Genomic DNA, 15,957 nt, shown 5'->3' with positions numbered 1-15,957 from the left:
CCGCCTTCAGAAGGAATCCGATGATGCGCCGTCCCGCTGGCTTGCTCGCCCTGTGCGTAGTTTTCGTTGCTTCCACTCAGGCCTTGGCCGCCGAATTGCCGCAGCGCTGGGTCAGCGCCGGCGGGGCGCTGAGCGAGTGGATCAGTGAACTGGGTGGCGAGCCACGCCTGGTGGGCGTCGATACCACCAGCCAGCACCCCGCGTCGCTGAAGGCCTTGCCGAGTGTTGGTTATCAGCGGCAGTTGTCGGCCGAGGGCATTCTCAGCCTGCATCCGGATGTGCTGGTGGGTACCGAGGAGATGGGGCCGCCGCCGGTGCTGGCGCAGGTGCGCAAAGCAGGCGTGCCGGTCGAGTTGTTTTCCAGTCAGGCCGATCTGGCTGCCGTTGACCAGAATCTCAAGCACTTGGGCACCTTGCTCGGTGCCGAGGACAAAGCCGCACAGTTGGCGGCGGGCTATCATCAGCAACTCGAAGCGCTGCAATCGCAGGTCAGGCAGGCTCAGCAGCATCATCAGGCGCCAGGTGTGCTGCTGCTGGTTGGGCATGCCGGCGCCCGGCCGCTGATTGCCGGGCAGGGCACTGCAGGTGACTGGGTGCTCCGCCAGGCGGGGGGGCGCAACCTTGCCGAACACCAGGGCTACAGGAATTTCTCCAGTGAGGCGCTGGCAGCGCTCGACCCGGATGTCGTAGTGTTTTCCGATCGTGCGTTGAGCGGTGAGCAGGCCTTGCAGGCGTTGGTCAAAGAGAACCCTGCGTTGGCCGCTTCCCGAGCAGTGCGCGACAAGCGCCTGGTATCGCTCGACCCGACCTTGCTGGTGGGAGGTCTCGGCCCCCGCCTGCCAACCGCCATGCAGGAGCTGGCGACAGCGTTCTACCCGGCAAGCGCTGCCAAATGAAACAGCGTATCCCGCCGCGAACGCTTTTTGTTTGCCTGGCTTTGCTGTGCCTGCTGGCCATCTGGCTGTCGCTGGCCCTTGGGCCGGTCAGCCTGCCGCCAGGGGATACCTTGCGCGCCGGCCTGCGTTTGCTCGGGCTGCCAATTGCCGCTGACGGCCTGGAACAGGCAGACATGATCCTTGGCCAGATCCGCATGCCCCGGACGCTGCTGGGGCTGGCCGTGGGCGCTGTGCTGGCGCTTTCCGGAGTGGCCATGCAGGGCCTGTTCCGCAACCCGTTGGCCGACCCCGGCCTGGTCGGTGTCGCCAGTGGTGCGGCGCTGGGGGCGGCGGTGGCGATTGTCGGCGGCAGCTGGCTAGGGGGTGTCCCGGAAGGGCTTGCCCCGTACCTGCTGTCGGCCTGCGCTTTCATCGGCGGGCTGGGCGTCACGGCGCTGGTGTACCGATTGGGACGGCGTGAGGGGCAGACCAACGTCGCCACGATGATGCTGGCCGGCATTGCGCTGACAGCGCTCGGCGGCTCGGCGGTGGGGCTGTTTACCTACCTGGCCGATGACGCCACGCTGCGCACGCTGACCTTCTGGAATCTGGGCAGCCTCAATGGAGCCAGTTACGAGCGGCTCTGGCCTTTGTTGCTGATCACTGCGGGGGTGGCGCTCTGGCTGCCGCGCCGGGCTCAGGCGCTCAATGCGTTATTGCTCGGTGAATCGGAAGCGCGGCATCTGGGCATCGAAGTGGAGCGGCTCAAGCGCGAGCTGGTGTGCTGCACGGCTTTAGGGGTTGGCGCTGCAGTCGCCGCAGCGGGGCTGATCGGCTTCGTTGGCCTGGTGGTGCCACATCTGGTGCGGTTGCTGGCTGGCCCCGACCATAGGGTATTGTTGCCAGCCTCGCTGTTGGCCGGTGGGGCCTTGCTGTTGTTTGCCGACCTGGTGGCGCGCTTGGCGTTGGCCCCGGCTGAATTGCCCATTGGTATCGTGACCGCATTCATCGGTGCCCCGTTCTTCCTGTTTTTGCTGGTTCGAGGGCGTAATTGATGCTTGAGGTCCAAAACCTGCATCTGCGCCGAGGCAGCAATGAAGTGCTGCATGACATCAATCTGCAGCTGGAGCCTGGGCAGGTGCTGGGCGTGCTGGGGCCTAATGGCGCGGGTAAGAGCAGCCTGCTGGGGGCATTGTGCGGCGAGCTCACGCCAAGCCACGGGCAGGTGACCCTGCAGGGTAGAGCCCTGGCTCAATGGCCGGGCCAGGCTCGGGCACAGCGCCTGGCGGTGCTGCCACAGGTATCCAGCCTGGGCTTCGCCTTCCGTGTCGAGGAGGTAGTCGGCATGGGGCGGCTGCCCCACGGCAGTGGTCGGCAGCGTGACCGGGAGATCGTCGAGGCAGCGTTGCGTGCCGCGGATGCCTGGCACCTGGTTGAGCGCAGTTACCTGGCGCTGTCCGGTGGTGAGCGCCAACGTGTGCACCTGGCACGGGTTCTGGCCCAGCTCTGGCCGGGGGAAAAGGGGACCACGCTGTTGCTCGACGAACCGACTTCCATGCTCGATCCTTTGCATCAGCATACGACGCTGGAAACCGTACGCAGCTTCGCCGACCGTGGTGCAGCAGTGCTGGTGATCCTGCATGACCTCAACCTGGCTGCACGCTACTGCGATCGTGTCCTGCTTCTCGAAAGCGGCCGCTGCCATGCCCTGGCCAGTCCGCGGGAGGTGCTGACACCTGTGTCACTCAAGGCCGTGTTCGGCATCGACGTGCTGGTGCAGGCGCACCCGGAACGTGGCCACCCGCTGATCATTACCCGCTAGGAGGCACTGCCCATGGGTCATCCTTTGCTGTGCGTTTCATTGCTGTGCCTGGCGCTGGCGCTGGGTGGCTGTCAGGCCAACCTGCCGCCGTTGCCGGCCTGGCAAAGCAGCGAGGGGCGGGATAACGCCGAACTGGGGCAGATTCACGATCTGGCCAGTGGACAGGTGATCAGCCCCGAACAGCTGGTCGAGCGCCTGGCCCATGCGCCACGGGTGTTGATCGGCGAGAAGCATGACAACCCGGATCATCACGCCTTGCAGCTGTGGTTGATGCGTGCGCTGCAGCTGCGCCGGGCGCAGGGCAGCCTGTTGCTGGAAATGCTGCAGCCCGAGCAGCAGGCCGGCGTCGATGCGCTCGCCGGGCGAGCGCAACTGCCACAGGACCTGCCCAAGGCCCTGGCCTGGGACGACGGCTGGGACTGGCAATTGTACGGCCCTATTGTGCGAGAAGCCTTGCAACACCATGTGCCGCTGTTGGCGGCCAACCTGTCACCCACAGAGATGCGCCAGGCCTATCGGCACCCTGCGGTTATGTCGGGAACCCATTCCAATGCGCCAGCGGTACGGGCGGCACTGCTCGAACAGGTGAAGCAGGGGCATTGTGGCCTGTTACCGGAAAGCCAGCTGCCAGCGATGCTGGCTGTGCAGCAACAGCGGGATCGGCGTATCGCCGAACGGCTGCTGGCGGCGCCGCAGCCAGCGTTGCTGTTGGCCGGGTCGTTCCATGCGCGCAAGGACTTGGGGGTGCCTTTGCACCTTGCCGATCTTGGCGCGACGGGCGAGAGCAAAGTGGTGCTGCTGGCCGAAGCGGGTGAGCAGGTCAAAAGCGGGATGGCCGACTTTGTCTGGTACACGGCGGCGATGCCCGGGCAGGACTACTGCGCGCAGTTGCGCCAATAGCTAAGACGCCTCTGGGCGGGGTGAACCTGCGGGCAAAAAAAGACCCGGCAAAATGCCGGGTCAATAACCGTGATTAGCCTGATGAGGAGATAATCTGAGAGTCCGAACCAGGGGCTCTTAGTTTATCCAACCAGTCTCGCGACCAGTTGTGATAATCATAACGATTCTCATTTAATCGTCAACACCCTTCTCGCGTTTATTTCAGTTTTTTTTGGCGATAGGGCATTTCGCATCCAGTTGTTGATTGAGCGCTTCCTTGCGTTCGGCTGGCAAATCGTTCCAGTGCATGTCCAGCAATGCACCTTCAATGGCGTACAACAGCACCTTCGACGCCCTGAACCCTCGCGTTTTCACGGCCTGATAGGCGCCCACCGCGCCGAGCCGGCGCAAGTCCGACGCGCTGTGGATACCCGCCGCATGCAACCACTGTGCAGAGGTCTTGCCAAGATTCTTCAGGTGCTGCAATTCATCGTTCATCGAGCCTCCTTGCGATGGCTGAACGGGTCTAGGGGATAAATCGCGAGCAGGTCAGAGAGGAGTGTAGCGGGGGTTGGAAAATGCGCGGCCTTTTGCCATCGGGGACGACGAGCTGACAGGGGCAGCCTGTGCCGGCCTCTTCGCGGGTGAACCCGCTCCCACAGGTACTACGCCAATCTCGATGTCGGCAGAGAACCTTGTGGGAGCGGGTTTACCCGCGAAGGGGCCAGTACACAAAAGCGGAGGACTTACAGGCCTGGCAGACGCTGGCGAATCTGGTCGATCACCTGGTCCATGCCGCTGGCTTCCTGGGTATCGATGCGGGTGCTGTTTGCCAGCTCCTGGGCATCCAGTGGCTCACGGCTGGCCTGCTGGGCCTTGACCACTTCAAGCGTGGCATCCGACGGGTCGCTGTTCTCGGCCTGGCGCTGCTCCAGCCAGCTGGCGATCACCGCTTCCGGTGCATGGCAGTCGAGGATCAGGAATGGCACGCCAGTCTCGTTGGCCACTGCTGCTGCGGCCTGGCGCTGTTCAGCCTTGAGGTAGGTGGCATCGAGCACCACCGGGAAGCCGGCACGCAAGATCGTCGCCGCCAGCGCGTGCAGGCGCTGGTAGGTGGCCACGCTGGCGTCCTGGTCATAGATCCCGGCCGCGAGTTGGCCGGCGTTCTGCGCCTGCTGTTCGCCGAACAGGCGCTTGCGCTCCACATCCGAACGCAGGCGAACCGCGCCCAGCGCCTCGACCAGGCGCATGGCCACGTGGCTCTTGCCCACTGCCGACACGCCATGGGTGATAGCAAGCAGGCGGGAAGGAATGGCGCTGTAGCTTTCCGCCAGGTTGGCGTAGTTGCGGTAGGTGCGCAGGGTCGTGGCGCGCTGCACGGCGTCGGCATCGGCCGACAGGCTGAACAGGGCGACCTTGGCCCGTACCAGTGCGCGGTAGGCCTTGTAGAAGTTCAGCAGTTCCAGGCCGGCGTAGTCGCCGGTCAGCTCCAGGTACTGGCTGATGAAGCGGCGGGCCAGGCACTTGAGGCCACGGTCTTCCAGGTCCATGGCCAGGAAACCGATGTCGGCGTAGACGTCAGTCAGGCGGAACGGCTCGTTGAACTCGATGCAGTCGAAGATCACCACCTTGCCATCGATCAGGGTCGCGTTGCCCAGGTGAATGTCACCGTGGCACTCGCGGATGAAACCATTGGCCTTGCGCGCCTGGAGCAGGCCATGCAGGCGCTCGAAGCTGCTGCGCGCCCAGGCCTGGAGGTTGTCCAGTTGCTGCAGGTCGGCTTTGTCGCTGAGGAACGGGCGGATCTGCTCGAAGTTCTGCTCGACCGGAGCCATCACGCTTTCCGGGGTGCCCAGCGGATGCTCCGGCGACACTTTCGGTGCCTGCAGGTGGAATTCGGCAATCTGCCGGGCCATCTGGTCGATGTGGCTGGTATTCAGCTCGCCATTGGCCTGCAGGGTGTTGAGCATCTGGCCTTGGGGGAACTGGCGCATCTTCAGTACATATTCGATCGCTTCACCTTCACCACCGATCTGTGGCGCTTCGGCGCTGCCGGTGATTGGCAGGACCTCAAGGTACAGGCCGTCGGTCAGGCGCTGGTTCAGGCGCAGCTCTTCGTTACAGAAATGCTGGCGCTGGCCCAGGCTGGTGAAGTCGAGGAAGCCGAAGTTCATCGGCTTCTTGATCTTGTAGGCGTACTCGCCGGTGAGCAGGACCCAGGAGATGTGCGTCTCGATGAGCTGGAACCCGTCCACGGGATGAGGGTACAGGGCAGGGTTCTGCAACGCGTTGATCAAGGCTTGGCTCACGGGAAATCCTTCCGGGGACAGGGAATTCGAAAGCGCCATTATGGTCAATGGTGCCGTCCCTGCCTACCGCCAGAGGGCGCCTGCCTACCCTTCATAAAGTGCGTATAATCCGCCGCCATGACTCGAACCCGAAATCCCCGTACCCCTCAGAAACGCCCGACCGGCCGCTCGCGCGCCTGGCTGGGCTGGGCCTTGAAGCTCAGCCTGGTCGGCCTGGTGATCGTCGCCGGCTTCGCGGTTTACCTTGATGCCATCGTTCAGGAGAAGTTCTCCGGCAAGCGCTGGACCATCCCGGCCAAGGTGTATGCCCGGCCGCTGGAGCTGTTCAGCGGCCAGAAACTGAGCAAGAACGACTTCCTCACCGAACTCGACGCCCTCGGTTACCGGCGTGAAAGCGCGGCCAACGGCCCGGGCGCGGCGGCGGTCAACGGCAATACCGTCGACCTCAATACACGTGGCTTCCAGTTCTACGAGGGTATGGAGCCTGCGCAGTTCGTGCGTGTGCGCTTCTCCGGCGACTATGTGGCAGACCTCGCCGGTGCCAACGGCAAGAAACTCGACGTGGTACGCCTTGAGCCGCTGATGATCGGCGGCATCTACCCGAAGAACCTCGAAGATCGCATCCTGATCAAGATCGACCAGGTGCCGCCATACCTGCTCGAAACCCTGGTAGCCACCGAGGACCGGGACTTCTACAGCCACTTCGGCGTGTCGCCCAAGTCCATCGCCCGGGCCATGTGGGTCAACACTTCGGCCGGTTCGATGCGCCAGGGCGGCAGTACCCTGACCCAGCAGCTGGTGAAAAACTTCTACCTGACCAGCGAGCGTAGCCTCACCCGTAAGCTGACTGAAGCGATGATGGCCGTGCTGCTGGAAATGCATTACGACAAGCGCGAGATCCTCGAGGCCTACCTCAACGAAGTATTCGTCGGCCAGGATGGCCAGCGCGCCGTGCATGGCTTCGGCCTGGCCAGCCAGTTCTTCTTCAGCCAGCCGCTGTCGGAGCTGAAACTGCACCAGATCGCCTTGCTGGTTGGCATGGTCAAGGGGCCGTCTTATTACAACCCGCGGCGTTACCCTGACCGTGCGCTGGCGCGGCGTAACCTGGTCCTCGACCTGGTCGCCGAGCAAGGCGTGGCCAGCCAGGCGGAGGTCGATGCGGCGAAGAAGATGCCGTTGGGCGTAACCAAGCGCGGCAGCCTGGCCGACAGTTCGTTCCCGGCATTCCTTGACCTGGTCAAGCGCCAGTTGCGCCAGGACTACCGTGACGAAGACTTGACCGAGGAAGGCCTGCGCATCTTCACCAGCTTCGACCCGATCCTGCAGATGAAGGCTGAAACCTCCATGGCCGAAACCTTCAAGCGCCTGGCCGGGCGTAAAGGTGCCGACGAGGTGGAATCGGCGATGGTCGTGACCAACCCGGAAACCGGCGAGGTGCAGGCATTGATCGGCAGCCGCCAGTCCGGGTTTGCGGGCTTCAACCGTGCCATCGACGCCGTGCGGCCGATCGGCTCGCTGGTCAAGCCGGCGGTGTACCTGACCGCGCTGGAGCAGCCAAGCAAGTACACCCTGACCTCCTGGGTGCAGGACGAACCGTTCTCGGTAAAAGGAGCCGATGGCCAGGTATGGCGCCCGCAAAACTATGACCGGCGTTCGCACGGTACGATCTACCTGTACCAGGGCCTGGCCAACTCGCTGAACCTGTCGACTGCCAAGCTCGGCCTGGAAGTCGGTGTGCCGAATGTGATCAAGACCATTGGCCGCCTCGGCGTCAACGTCGATTGGCCAGCCTTCCCGGCAATGCTGCTGGGTGCTGGCGGCATGTCGCCCATGCAAGTCGCGACGATGTACCAGACCATCGCCAACGGTGGCTTCAACACGCCGATGCGCGGCATCCGCAGCGTGCTCACGGCCGAGGGCGAGCCGCTCAAGCGCTACCCGTTCCAGATCCAGCAGACCTTCGACCCAGGTGCTATCTACCTGGTACAGAACGCCATGCAACGGGTGATGCGTGAAGGTACCGGTCGCTCGGTCTACAACGTGCTGCCAAGCTCGCTGACCCTGGCGGGCAAGACCGGCACCAGTAACGATTCACGCGACAGCTGGTTCTCTGGCTTCAGCCAGGACCTGCTGGCAGTGGTGTGGATGGGCCGAGACGACAACGGCAAGACGCCATTTACCGGTGCCACCGGCGCCCTGCAGGTGTGGACCAGCTTCATGAAGAAGGCCGACCCGCTGCCATTGGACATGCCACAGCCAGACAATGTGGTGCAGGCCTGGATCGATCCGTACAGCGGCCATGGTTCTGACAGAAGCTGTCCGGGCGCCGTGCAGATGCCGTATATTCGCGGCAGTGAACCGCCCGCCGGAGCGACCTGCGGCGGTGAGCAGAATCCCGTAGAGTCGGTCATGGACTGGGTCAAGGGCTGGATGAACTGAGCCCAACGCAGCATTGATGAGGTGTGAATTGAAAAAGTGGCTGTTTCCTGCCGTGACGGCGCTGGTAGTGCTCCAGGGTTGCTCCAGCGTGCCGCGAGGCAACATTCCGGTGGTGGACTCGAGCACCCGGGTGTCCAATAGTGAGCGCGTCCAGGCCCACCGTTCGGCGGGCATGAGCAACGGCACCGCGCAGGCACAGTCGCTGCCAGAGGACTCGGGCGTGACCGTGATGATTCCGCAAGGCGCGGGGGCCGCAGGCATCCAGACCTTCCCGGCGGGCAGTAGCGCGGCGCCAATCAGCACCGGCCCTATCACGCCAGGCCCTGTGACTTCGGCGCCGATCACGACAAACCCTAACCCGATCGCTGACGAACCCTTCGATATCGCATCGATGAACAGCGCGCCGGCCGCATCCAGCGCGCCGACCGGCATCCCGCGCAGCAGTGCCGCTTCCGGTGGTCTCTCGGCCGATGAACAGCTTGATGGCCCGGTACTGGCGCTGCTGACCACCGCTCAGTCGCAGCAGGGCAGCGGTGACTTCAACGGTGCCGCCTCGAGCCTGGAGCGCGCCCAGCGCATTGCCCCGCGCGAGCCTCAGGTGCTGTTCCGCCTGGCCCAGGTGCGCCTGTCGCAGGGCGACGCGCCACAGGCCGAGCAACTGGCCCGCCGTGCGTTGACCTACGCCAATGGCCGCCCCGACCTGCAGGCCGAGCTGTGGAACACCATCGCCCAGGCCCGCGATAAGCAGGGTGACAGCGCCGGTGCCGCCTTGGCGCGGCAGAAAGCGCGGGTCAGCTCGTGATGATCGAGCAACGCGTTCTCGATATCGCCGACCACCTGCTGCTCATCGAGCGTGAGCTGCAGGTGCAAGGCTGGTGGGATGATGAGCCGCCGAGCGACGACGCGCTGGCCAGTACCGTTCCTTTCGCGGTCGACACGCTGAGCTTCGAGCAGTGGTTGCAGTGGATCTTCCTGCCACGCATGAAGATCATCATCGAACTCGGCCACCCCCTGCCCAATGCCTCGAGCATCCTGGTGATGGCGGAAACCGTGTTCACCGATCGTCCGGAAGAAAGTCGCGAGCTGCGCCGCCTGTTGGCAGCATTCGATCAATTGATCGCTCCTTCCGCCTGATTTCTTCAGTTTTTCCTTCAAGGGCCGCAGATTGTGGCCCTTTTTTATTAAATTCTTATTTTTTCTGCTGCTGACTCGGTTTTTAGTGGTGGCAGGAATTCATCTTCGGGAAAAATTGGCAATAATTTTTCTTGACTTGTAGGCGCCAAATCACAAGAATCCAGATTCCGCTGTAGAGGGACTGCCAGAAGCAGACCCGCTAGGCAGATCATGAGGCGCACACCCGCGCCGCCTGTTACACCCCGCAACGCGTTACCTCGCGCTGGGTGGGAAACCCCCGCAACATCTGGGGAGCTCCCAATACTTGCTCAGTCAGTGCTGACGTTCGCTCATGCTCTGCTTGGCAGTAAACCTATTAAGACCCGTCCACTAGGGACGGTATTCTGGCGTTTTAGAGGTGAACAACGTGGAGCTTTTATCTGGCGCTGAGATGGTCGTCCGCTTCTTGCGTGACGAAGGCGTTAAGCACATCTACGGGTACCCTGGTGGTGCTCTCCTTCATGTTTATGACGCGCTGTTCAAAGAGCCGGAAGTGGAACACATCCTGGTTCGTCACGAGCAGGCGGCAACCCATATGGCGGACGGCTACGCCCGCGCCACCGGCAAGGCCGGCGTGGTGCTGGTAACCTCCGGTCCGGGCGCGACCAATGCCATTACCGGCATTGCCACCGCCTACATGGATTCGATTCCGATGGTCATCCTGTCCGGCCAGGTGCCTAGCACCATGGTAGGTACCGATGCCTTCCAGGAAACCGACATGATCGGTATCTCGCGGCCGATCGTGAAGCACAGCTTCATGATCAAGAACCCGACCGAGATCCCTGAAGTACTCAAGAAAGCCTTCTACCTGGCGCAATCCGGTCGCCCGGGCCCGGTCGTGGTCGACATTCCAAAAGATATGACCAACCCGGCCGAGAAGTTCGAGTACGTCTATCCGAAGAAGGTCAAGCTGCGCTCTTACAGCCCGGCTGTGCGCGGTCATTCCGGCCAGATCCGCAAGGCTGCCGAAATGCTCCTGGCGGCCAAGCGCCCGATCGTCTATGCCGGTGGCGGCGTGATCCTCGGCGGTGGCTCCGAAGCCCTGACCGAAATCGCCAAGTCACTGAATCTGCCGGTCACCAACACCCTGATGGGGTTGGGTGGCTTCCCGGGGACCGACCGTCAGTTCCTCGGCATGCTCGGCATGCACGGCAGCTTCACTGCCAACATGGCCATGCACAATGCCGACGTGATCTTTGCTGTCGGCGCGCGTTTCGACGACCGCGTGGTCAATGGCCCGGCCAAGTTCTGCCCGAATGCCAAGATCATCCATGTCGACATCGACCCGGCGTCGATTTCCAAGATGATCAAAGCCGACGTGCCGATCGTTGGCCCGGTCGACAGCGTGCTCGGCGAAATGCTTGGCATCCTCAAGGAAATCGGCGAGCAGCCTGACAAGGTGGCGCTGGATGCCTGGTGGAAGCAGATCGACGAATGGCGTGGCAATGGCGAGCTGTTCCCTTATGACAAGGGCGACGGCAACGTCATCAAACCGCAAAAAGTCATCGAGACCCTGTGCGAAGTGACCCATGGCGATGCTTTCGTCACCTCGGACGTTGGCCAGCACCAGATGTTCGCGGCGCAGTACTACCGCTTCAACAAGCCGAACCGCTGGATCAACTCCGGTGGCCTGGGCACCATGGGCTTCGGCTTCCCGGCAGCGATGGGCGTCAAGCTCAACTTCCCGGATCAGGACGTTGCCTGCGTGACTGGTGAAGGCAGCATCCAGATGAACATCCAGGAGCTGTCCACCTGCATGCAGTACGGCTTGCCGGTGAAGATCGTCAACCTTAACAACGGTGTATTGGGCATGGTCCGCCAATGGCAGGACATGGCCTACAACGGTCGTCATTCGCACTCGTACGTCGAGTCGCTGCCTGACTTCATCAAGCTGGCCGAGGCCTACGGCCATGTGGGTATCCGCATCACCAGCCTGAAAGATCTCAAGCCGAAGCTGGAAGAAGCGTTTGCGATGAAGGACCGCCTGGTGTTCATCGACATCGCGGTCGACCGCAGCGAGCACGTCTATCCGATGCAGATCAAGGATGGCTCGATGCGTGACATGTGGCTGAGCAAGACGGAGCGTACCTGATATGCGGCACATCATTTCCCTGCTGCTGGAAAACGAACCCGGTGCTCTGTCCCGTGTGGTCGGCCTGTTCTCCCAGCGCAACTACAACATTGAAAGCCTGACCGTGGCGCCGACCGAAGACCCGACCCTGTCGCGTCTGACGCTGACCACCGTTGGCCATGACGAAGTGATTGAACAAATCACCAAGAACCTGAACAAGCTGGTCGAAGTGGTAAAACTGGTCGACCTGTCGGAAAGCGCCCACATCGAGCGTGAACTGATGCTGGTCAAGGTCAAGGCCACCGGTGCCCAGCGCGCCGAGATCAAGCGCACCACGGATATCTTCCGTGGCCAGATCGTCGATGTGACCGCCAGCGTGTACACCGTGCAGCTGAGCGGCACCAGCGACAAGCTGGACAGCTTCATCCAGGCGATCGGCACCGCATCGATTCTCGAAACCGTGCGCAGTGGCGTTACCGGCATCGCCCGTGGCGACAAAGTGCTCAGCATCTAAATTCAAAAATTAGCGATGGCTCCGCAGGGGCCGAGATATAACCAGGGGTATTTTCATGAAAGTTTTCTACGATAAAGACTGCGACCTTTCCATCATCCAGGGTAAGAAAGTCGCCATCATCGGTTACGGTTCTCAGGGCCACGCTCAGGCGTGCAACCTGAAGGACTCCGGTGTAGATGTCACCATCGGTCTGCGTAAAGGTTCGGCCACCGTTGCCAAGGCTGAAGCCCATGGCCTGAAAGTGACCGACGTTGCCTCCGCTGTCGCTGCCGCCGACCTGGTCATGATCCTGACCCCGGACGAGTTCCAGGGCCAGCTGTACAAGCAGGAAATCGAGCCGAACATCAAGAAGGGCGCTACCCTGGCCTTCTCCCACGGCTTCGCCATCCACTACAACCAGGTTGTTCCACGTGCCGACCTCGACGTGATCATGATCGCGCCAAAAGCACCGGGCCACACCGTGCGTTCCGAGTTCGTCAAAGGTGGCGGTATCCCTGACCTGATCGCTATTTACCAGGACGCCTCCGGCAATGCCAAGAACGTCGCCCTGTCGTACGCTTCGGGCGTAGGCGGCGGCCGTACCGGTATCATCGAAACCACCTTCAAGGACGAGACCGAAACCGACCTGTTCGGTGAGCAGGCTGTTCTGTGTGGTGGTACCGTCGAGCTGGTCAAAGCCGGCTTCGAAACCCTGGTTGAAGCAGGCTACGCGCCAGAAATGGCCTACTTCGAGTGCCTGCACGAGCTGAAGCTGATCGTTGACCTCATGTACGAAGGCGGCATCGCCAACATGAACTACTCGATCTCCAACAACGCCGAGTACGGTGAGTACGTCACCGGTCCGGAAGTCATCAACGAAGAATCCCGCAAGGCCATGCGTAACGCTCTGAAGCGCATCCAGGACGGTGAGTACGCGAAGATGTTCATCTCCGAAGGTGCTACCAACTACCCATCGATGACCGCCAAGCGCCGCAACAACGCCGCTCACGGCATCGAGATCATCGGCGAGCAGCTGCGTTCGATGATGCCTTGGATCTCGGCTAACAAAATCGTCGACAAGACCAAGAACTAAGTCTTATCGAAAGATGAAAAACGCGGCTTCGGCCGCGTTTTTTCGTTCTGGCAGTCAGCTTCTGGTATAAAGCAGACCAGTGGCTCGCCGTCAGAACCAGTTTTGCGGGCCCGTGTCGAACATTTTCCATCCTGTTGCAAGGTACCCTCCATGAGCGAACGTCCCGAAGAGCCGAACAAGCCCTCCGACGCCGAAAGCCTGCTACCTGTCGATGAGCACGTTGAAGAAGGGCATGACGCCGAAGGGCGCAAGGTGCGCCATCGCGGCATCTATCTGCTGCCCAACCTTTTCACCACCGCCAACCTGTTTGCCGGTTTCTATTCCATCATCAGCTCGATGAGTGCGCAGAGCGCTGGCGATCCACGCGAGGCGAGCAAGTATTTCGCCTTTGCCGCCATTGCGATCTTCGTGGCCATGGTGCTCGACGGCCTCGATGGTCGTGTGGCGCGCATGACCAATACCCAGAGCGCCTTCGGTGCCGAGTACGACTCGCTATCGGACATGGTCGCCTTCGGTGTGGCCCCGGCCCTGCTGGCCTTCGGCTGGGCGCTGGGTGACATGGGCAAGGTCGGCTGGATGGTCGCCTTCATCTATGTAGCGGGTGCGGCGTTGCGTCTGGCGCGTTTCAATACCCAGGTTGGCACTGCCGACAAGCGCTACTTCATCGGCCTGGCCAGTCCGGCCGCCGCCGGTGTGGTCGCCGGTACCGTCTGGGCATTCAGCGACTATGGCATTCAGGGCTCCAAGCTGTCGTTCCTGGTGGCACTGCTGGTTGCCGCTGCGGGCATGCTGATGGTCAGCAACATCAAGTACAACAGCTTCAAGGAGCTGGACCTCAAGGGGCGCGTGCCGTTCGTGGCGATCCTCGCGGTGGTGCTGGTGTTTGCCGTGGTGTTCAGCGACCCGCCGCGCATCCTGCTGCTGATCTTCCTCGCCTATGCGGCATCGGGGCCGATCCAGTTCCTGCTGCGCGGGCGTCGGCGCAAAGCGTGATAATTCCTTAACGCTGGAATAACCCTCCGGCTCCATAGTCTTACTGGTACATCCGTTATCCAGTGGTGTGGAGCCGACCATGCTCATCAAGCTTCCCAAGTCTTCCGACTGCAAGGCAGCGGAGATCACTCCTGAAGGTATCTACCTTTCCCGTCGTACTCTGCTCGGTGGCTCGCTGGCCGGTCTGGCCTTGGGCGCATTGCCCGGCGGGGCGAGCGCAGCTGATGTGTCGCGCTATGCCGATGTGGCGCCCGGCGCCGCGCCCCGCTGGTTTACCGACAAGCTCGCTGCTGCACGTTGGCAGGCTGTGACGGTCAAGGATGAGGCGATCACGCCATTCAAGGACGCCACCCATTACAACAACTTCTATGAGTTCGGCCCGGACAAGGGCGACCCGGCCGCCAATGGCGACAGCCTGAAGACCGAACCCTGGTCGGTGGTGGTGGATGGTGAGGTGGGCAAGCCGGGGCGCTATGCGCTGGAAGACTTCGTCAAACCCTACCAGCTGGAAGAGCGCATTTATCGGTTGCGTTGCGTCGAGGCGTGGTCGATGGTCATTCCGTGGCTGGGGTTCCCCTTGGCACAGGTGCTCAAGCAGGTCGAGCCTACGTCGAAGGCGCGCTATGTCCGTTTCGAGACGTTGAAGGATCCCGAGCACATGGCGGGGCAGCGTTCGGGGTTTGCCTTGATCGACTGGCCATACAGAGAAGGTTTGCGTCTGGATGAGGCGATGCATCCTTTGGCGATTCTGGCGGTAGGCATGTATGGCCGGGAGCTACCCAATCAGAACGGTGCGCCGTTACGCCTGGTAGTACCTTGGAAGTACGGCTTCAAAAGTATCAAGTCGATCGTGCGCATCAGCCTGGTGGCCGAGCAGCCAGGAACAACCTGGCAGGGGTTGGCGCCGGATGAGTATGGCTTCTATGCCAATGTGAATCCGACCGTTGATCATCCGCGCTGGACTCAGGCGCGGGAGCGCCGTTTGCCCAGTGGGCTGTTCAGTCCGAATGTGCGGCAGACACAGATGTTCAATGGTTACGCCGATGAAGTGGCGTCACTGTATAGCGGGCTCGATCTGCGGAAGAACTATTGATGCGCTATCCCTGGTTGCGACTGGGTATCTTTGTCGTGGGGTGCCTGTTTCCCGTGTGGTGGTTGTACGAGGCCGCGATGGGCCTGCTTGGCCCGGACCCTGGGAAAATCTTCATGGACCGCCTTGGGCTTGGAGCGCTGACCTTCCTGCTGGTGACTTTGAGCATGACGCCGCTGCAGAAGCTTTCGGGCTGGTCGGGCTGGATCGTGGTGCGGCGGCAGCTGGGGTTATGGGTATTTGCCTATATCGTGCTGCACATCCTGGCCTATCTGTTCTTTATTCTGGGACTGGATTGGGGGCAGTTGGCGGTCGAGCTACGTAAGCGGCCTTACATTATTGTCGGGGCGCTCGGCTTTCTTGGCCTGCTGGTGCTGGCGATTACCTCGAATCGGTATAGCCAGCGGCGACTGGGGGCGCGTTGGAAGAAGCTGCACAAGCTGGTGTACGGGGTGCTTGGACTGGGGTTGTTGCACTTCCTGTGGATCGTTCGGTCGGATCTGAGGGAGTGGGCTATTTATGCAGGCATTGGTGCTCTGCTCATGTTCATGCGGGTTCCTGCTGTTGCGCGGATCCTTACGAGGATTTTCCGTAGGCAGGGGAGGGTGCTCTGAGATGTTTTTGAAAGAAAAGGTTGACGGGGGTTCGAATCCCCTTATAATGCGCCCCACTTCCAGCGACATCGGGACGACAAACTCCTTGAAATTCAACGAGTTAGGC

Annotated in this window: 15 protein-coding genes; 13 read left to right on the top strand and 2 right to left on the bottom strand. The window is 61.8% G+C overall.

Going from position 1 to position 15,957, the window contains the following annotated elements; translation table 11 throughout:
• The first annotated feature begins 20 nt into the window (after positions 1-20).
• Genes APH33_RS13410 through APH33_RS13395 form a run of 4 tightly spaced genes read left to right on the top strand, consistent with a single transcriptional unit; the run spans position 21 to position 3,597 of the window.
• Positions 21-896, top strand: a complete 876-nt coding sequence (locus APH33_RS13410; protein ID WP_054885615.1) for a hemin ABC transporter substrate-binding protein — start codon at positions 21-23, stop codon at positions 894-896.
• 50 nt (positions 897-946) lie between these two features.
• On the top strand, positions 947-1,930 hold the full coding sequence (locus APH33_RS13405; protein WP_177332392.1) for an iron ABC transporter permease: 984 nt from the start codon (positions 947-949) through the stop codon (positions 1,928-1,930).
• Positions 1,930-2,697 carry a heme ABC transporter ATP-binding protein gene (locus APH33_RS13400; RefSeq protein ID WP_054885613.1) on the top strand — a complete coding sequence of 256 codons (768 nt, stop codon included), beginning with the start codon at positions 1,930-1,932 and terminating at the stop codon, positions 2,695-2,697. The genes APH33_RS13405 and APH33_RS13400 overlap by 1 nt, the downstream gene beginning before the upstream one ends.
• Before the next feature lie 12 nt (positions 2,698-2,709).
• Positions 2,710-3,597: a ChaN family lipoprotein gene (locus tag APH33_RS13395; protein WP_054885612.1), complete on the top strand. Its 888-nt coding sequence runs from the start codon at positions 2,710-2,712 to the stop codon at positions 3,595-3,597.
• A 201-nt stretch (positions 3,598-3,798) separates the two neighbouring features.
• Here the strand turns inward: APH33_RS13395 and APH33_RS13390 are convergent, their stop codons facing one another.
• Both APH33_RS13390 and APH33_RS13385 read right to left on the bottom strand, forming a co-directional pair.
• The gene (locus APH33_RS13390; protein ID WP_054885611.1) at positions 3,799-4,074 is read right to left on the bottom strand and encodes a TfoX/Sxy family protein; all 276 of its coding nucleotides are present in this window, start codon (positions 4,072-4,074) and stop codon (positions 3,799-3,801) included.
• Positions 4,075-4,322: 248 nt separating this feature from the next.
• Complete coding sequence (locus tag APH33_RS13385) at positions 4,323-5,885, bottom strand: bifunctional aminoglycoside phosphotransferase/ATP-binding protein (RefSeq protein ID WP_054885610.1); 1,563 nt, start codon at positions 5,883-5,885, stop codon at positions 4,323-4,325.
• A 117-nt stretch (positions 5,886-6,002) separates the two neighbouring features.
• On the opposite strand from APH33_RS13385, the gene mrcB reads away from it, so the two are divergent.
• The 9 genes from mrcB to msrQ all read left to right on the top strand — a co-directional run bounded on the left by mrcB (position 6,003) and on the right by msrQ (position 15,851).
• Positions 6,003-8,324: a penicillin-binding protein 1B gene (gene mrcB, locus APH33_RS13380; RefSeq protein ID WP_054885609.1), complete on the top strand. Its 2,322-nt coding sequence runs from the start codon at positions 6,003-6,005 to the stop codon at positions 8,322-8,324.
• Positions 8,325-8,340: 16 nt separating this feature from the next.
• Positions 8,341-9,126: a tetratricopeptide repeat protein gene (locus tag APH33_RS13375; RefSeq protein ID WP_054885608.1), complete on the top strand. Its 786-nt coding sequence runs from the start codon at positions 8,341-8,343 to the stop codon at positions 9,124-9,126.
• Positions 9,126-9,458 carry a YqcC family protein gene (locus APH33_RS13370; RefSeq protein ID WP_054885607.1) on the top strand — a complete coding sequence of 111 codons (333 nt, stop codon included), beginning with the start codon at positions 9,126-9,128 and terminating at the stop codon, positions 9,456-9,458. The genes APH33_RS13375 and APH33_RS13370 overlap by 1 nt, the downstream gene beginning before the upstream one ends.
• Before the next feature lie 406 nt (positions 9,459-9,864).
• Positions 9,865-11,589, top strand: coding sequence for an acetolactate synthase 3 large subunit (locus tag APH33_RS13365; protein WP_054885660.1), 1,725 nt, complete (start codon positions 9,865-9,867; stop codon positions 11,587-11,589).
• A gap of 1 nt (position 11,590) precedes the next feature.
• Positions 11,591-12,082, top strand: coding sequence for an acetolactate synthase small subunit (gene ilvN, locus APH33_RS13360; protein WP_003250040.1), 492 nt, complete (start codon positions 11,591-11,593; stop codon positions 12,080-12,082).
• Positions 12,083-12,137: 55 nt separating this feature from the next.
• Positions 12,138-13,154: a ketol-acid reductoisomerase gene (gene ilvC / locus APH33_RS13355; protein ID WP_054885606.1), complete on the top strand. Its 1,017-nt coding sequence runs from the start codon at positions 12,138-12,140 to the stop codon at positions 13,152-13,154.
• A 150-nt stretch (positions 13,155-13,304) separates the two neighbouring features.
• A complete protein-coding gene (gene pssA, locus APH33_RS13350; protein ID WP_027917652.1) occupies positions 13,305-14,147 on the top strand; it encodes a CDP-diacylglycerol--serine O-phosphatidyltransferase in 843 nt (280 codons plus the stop codon).
• A gap of 79 nt (positions 14,148-14,226) precedes the next feature.
• Positions 14,227-15,240 carry a protein-methionine-sulfoxide reductase catalytic subunit MsrP gene (msrP, locus tag APH33_RS13345; RefSeq protein WP_054885605.1) on the top strand — a complete coding sequence of 338 codons (1,014 nt, stop codon included), beginning with the start codon at positions 14,227-14,229 and terminating at the stop codon, positions 15,238-15,240.
• A complete protein-coding gene (gene msrQ / locus APH33_RS13340; protein WP_054885604.1) occupies positions 15,240-15,851 on the top strand; it encodes a protein-methionine-sulfoxide reductase heme-binding subunit MsrQ in 612 nt (203 codons plus the stop codon). Before msrP ends, msrQ begins: the two co-directional genes overlap by 1 nt.
• The last annotated feature ends 106 nt before the right edge of the window (positions 15,852-15,957 follow it).

The organism is Pseudomonas sp. NBRC 111130 (assembly GCF_001320485.1).
Lineage (GTDB): Bacteria > Pseudomonadota > Gammaproteobacteria > Pseudomonadales > Pseudomonadaceae > Aquipseudomonas > Aquipseudomonas vlassakiae.
The sequence above is the reverse complement of the archived record's forward strand: the minus strand, read 5'-3'. Positions and strand labels throughout refer to the sequence as shown.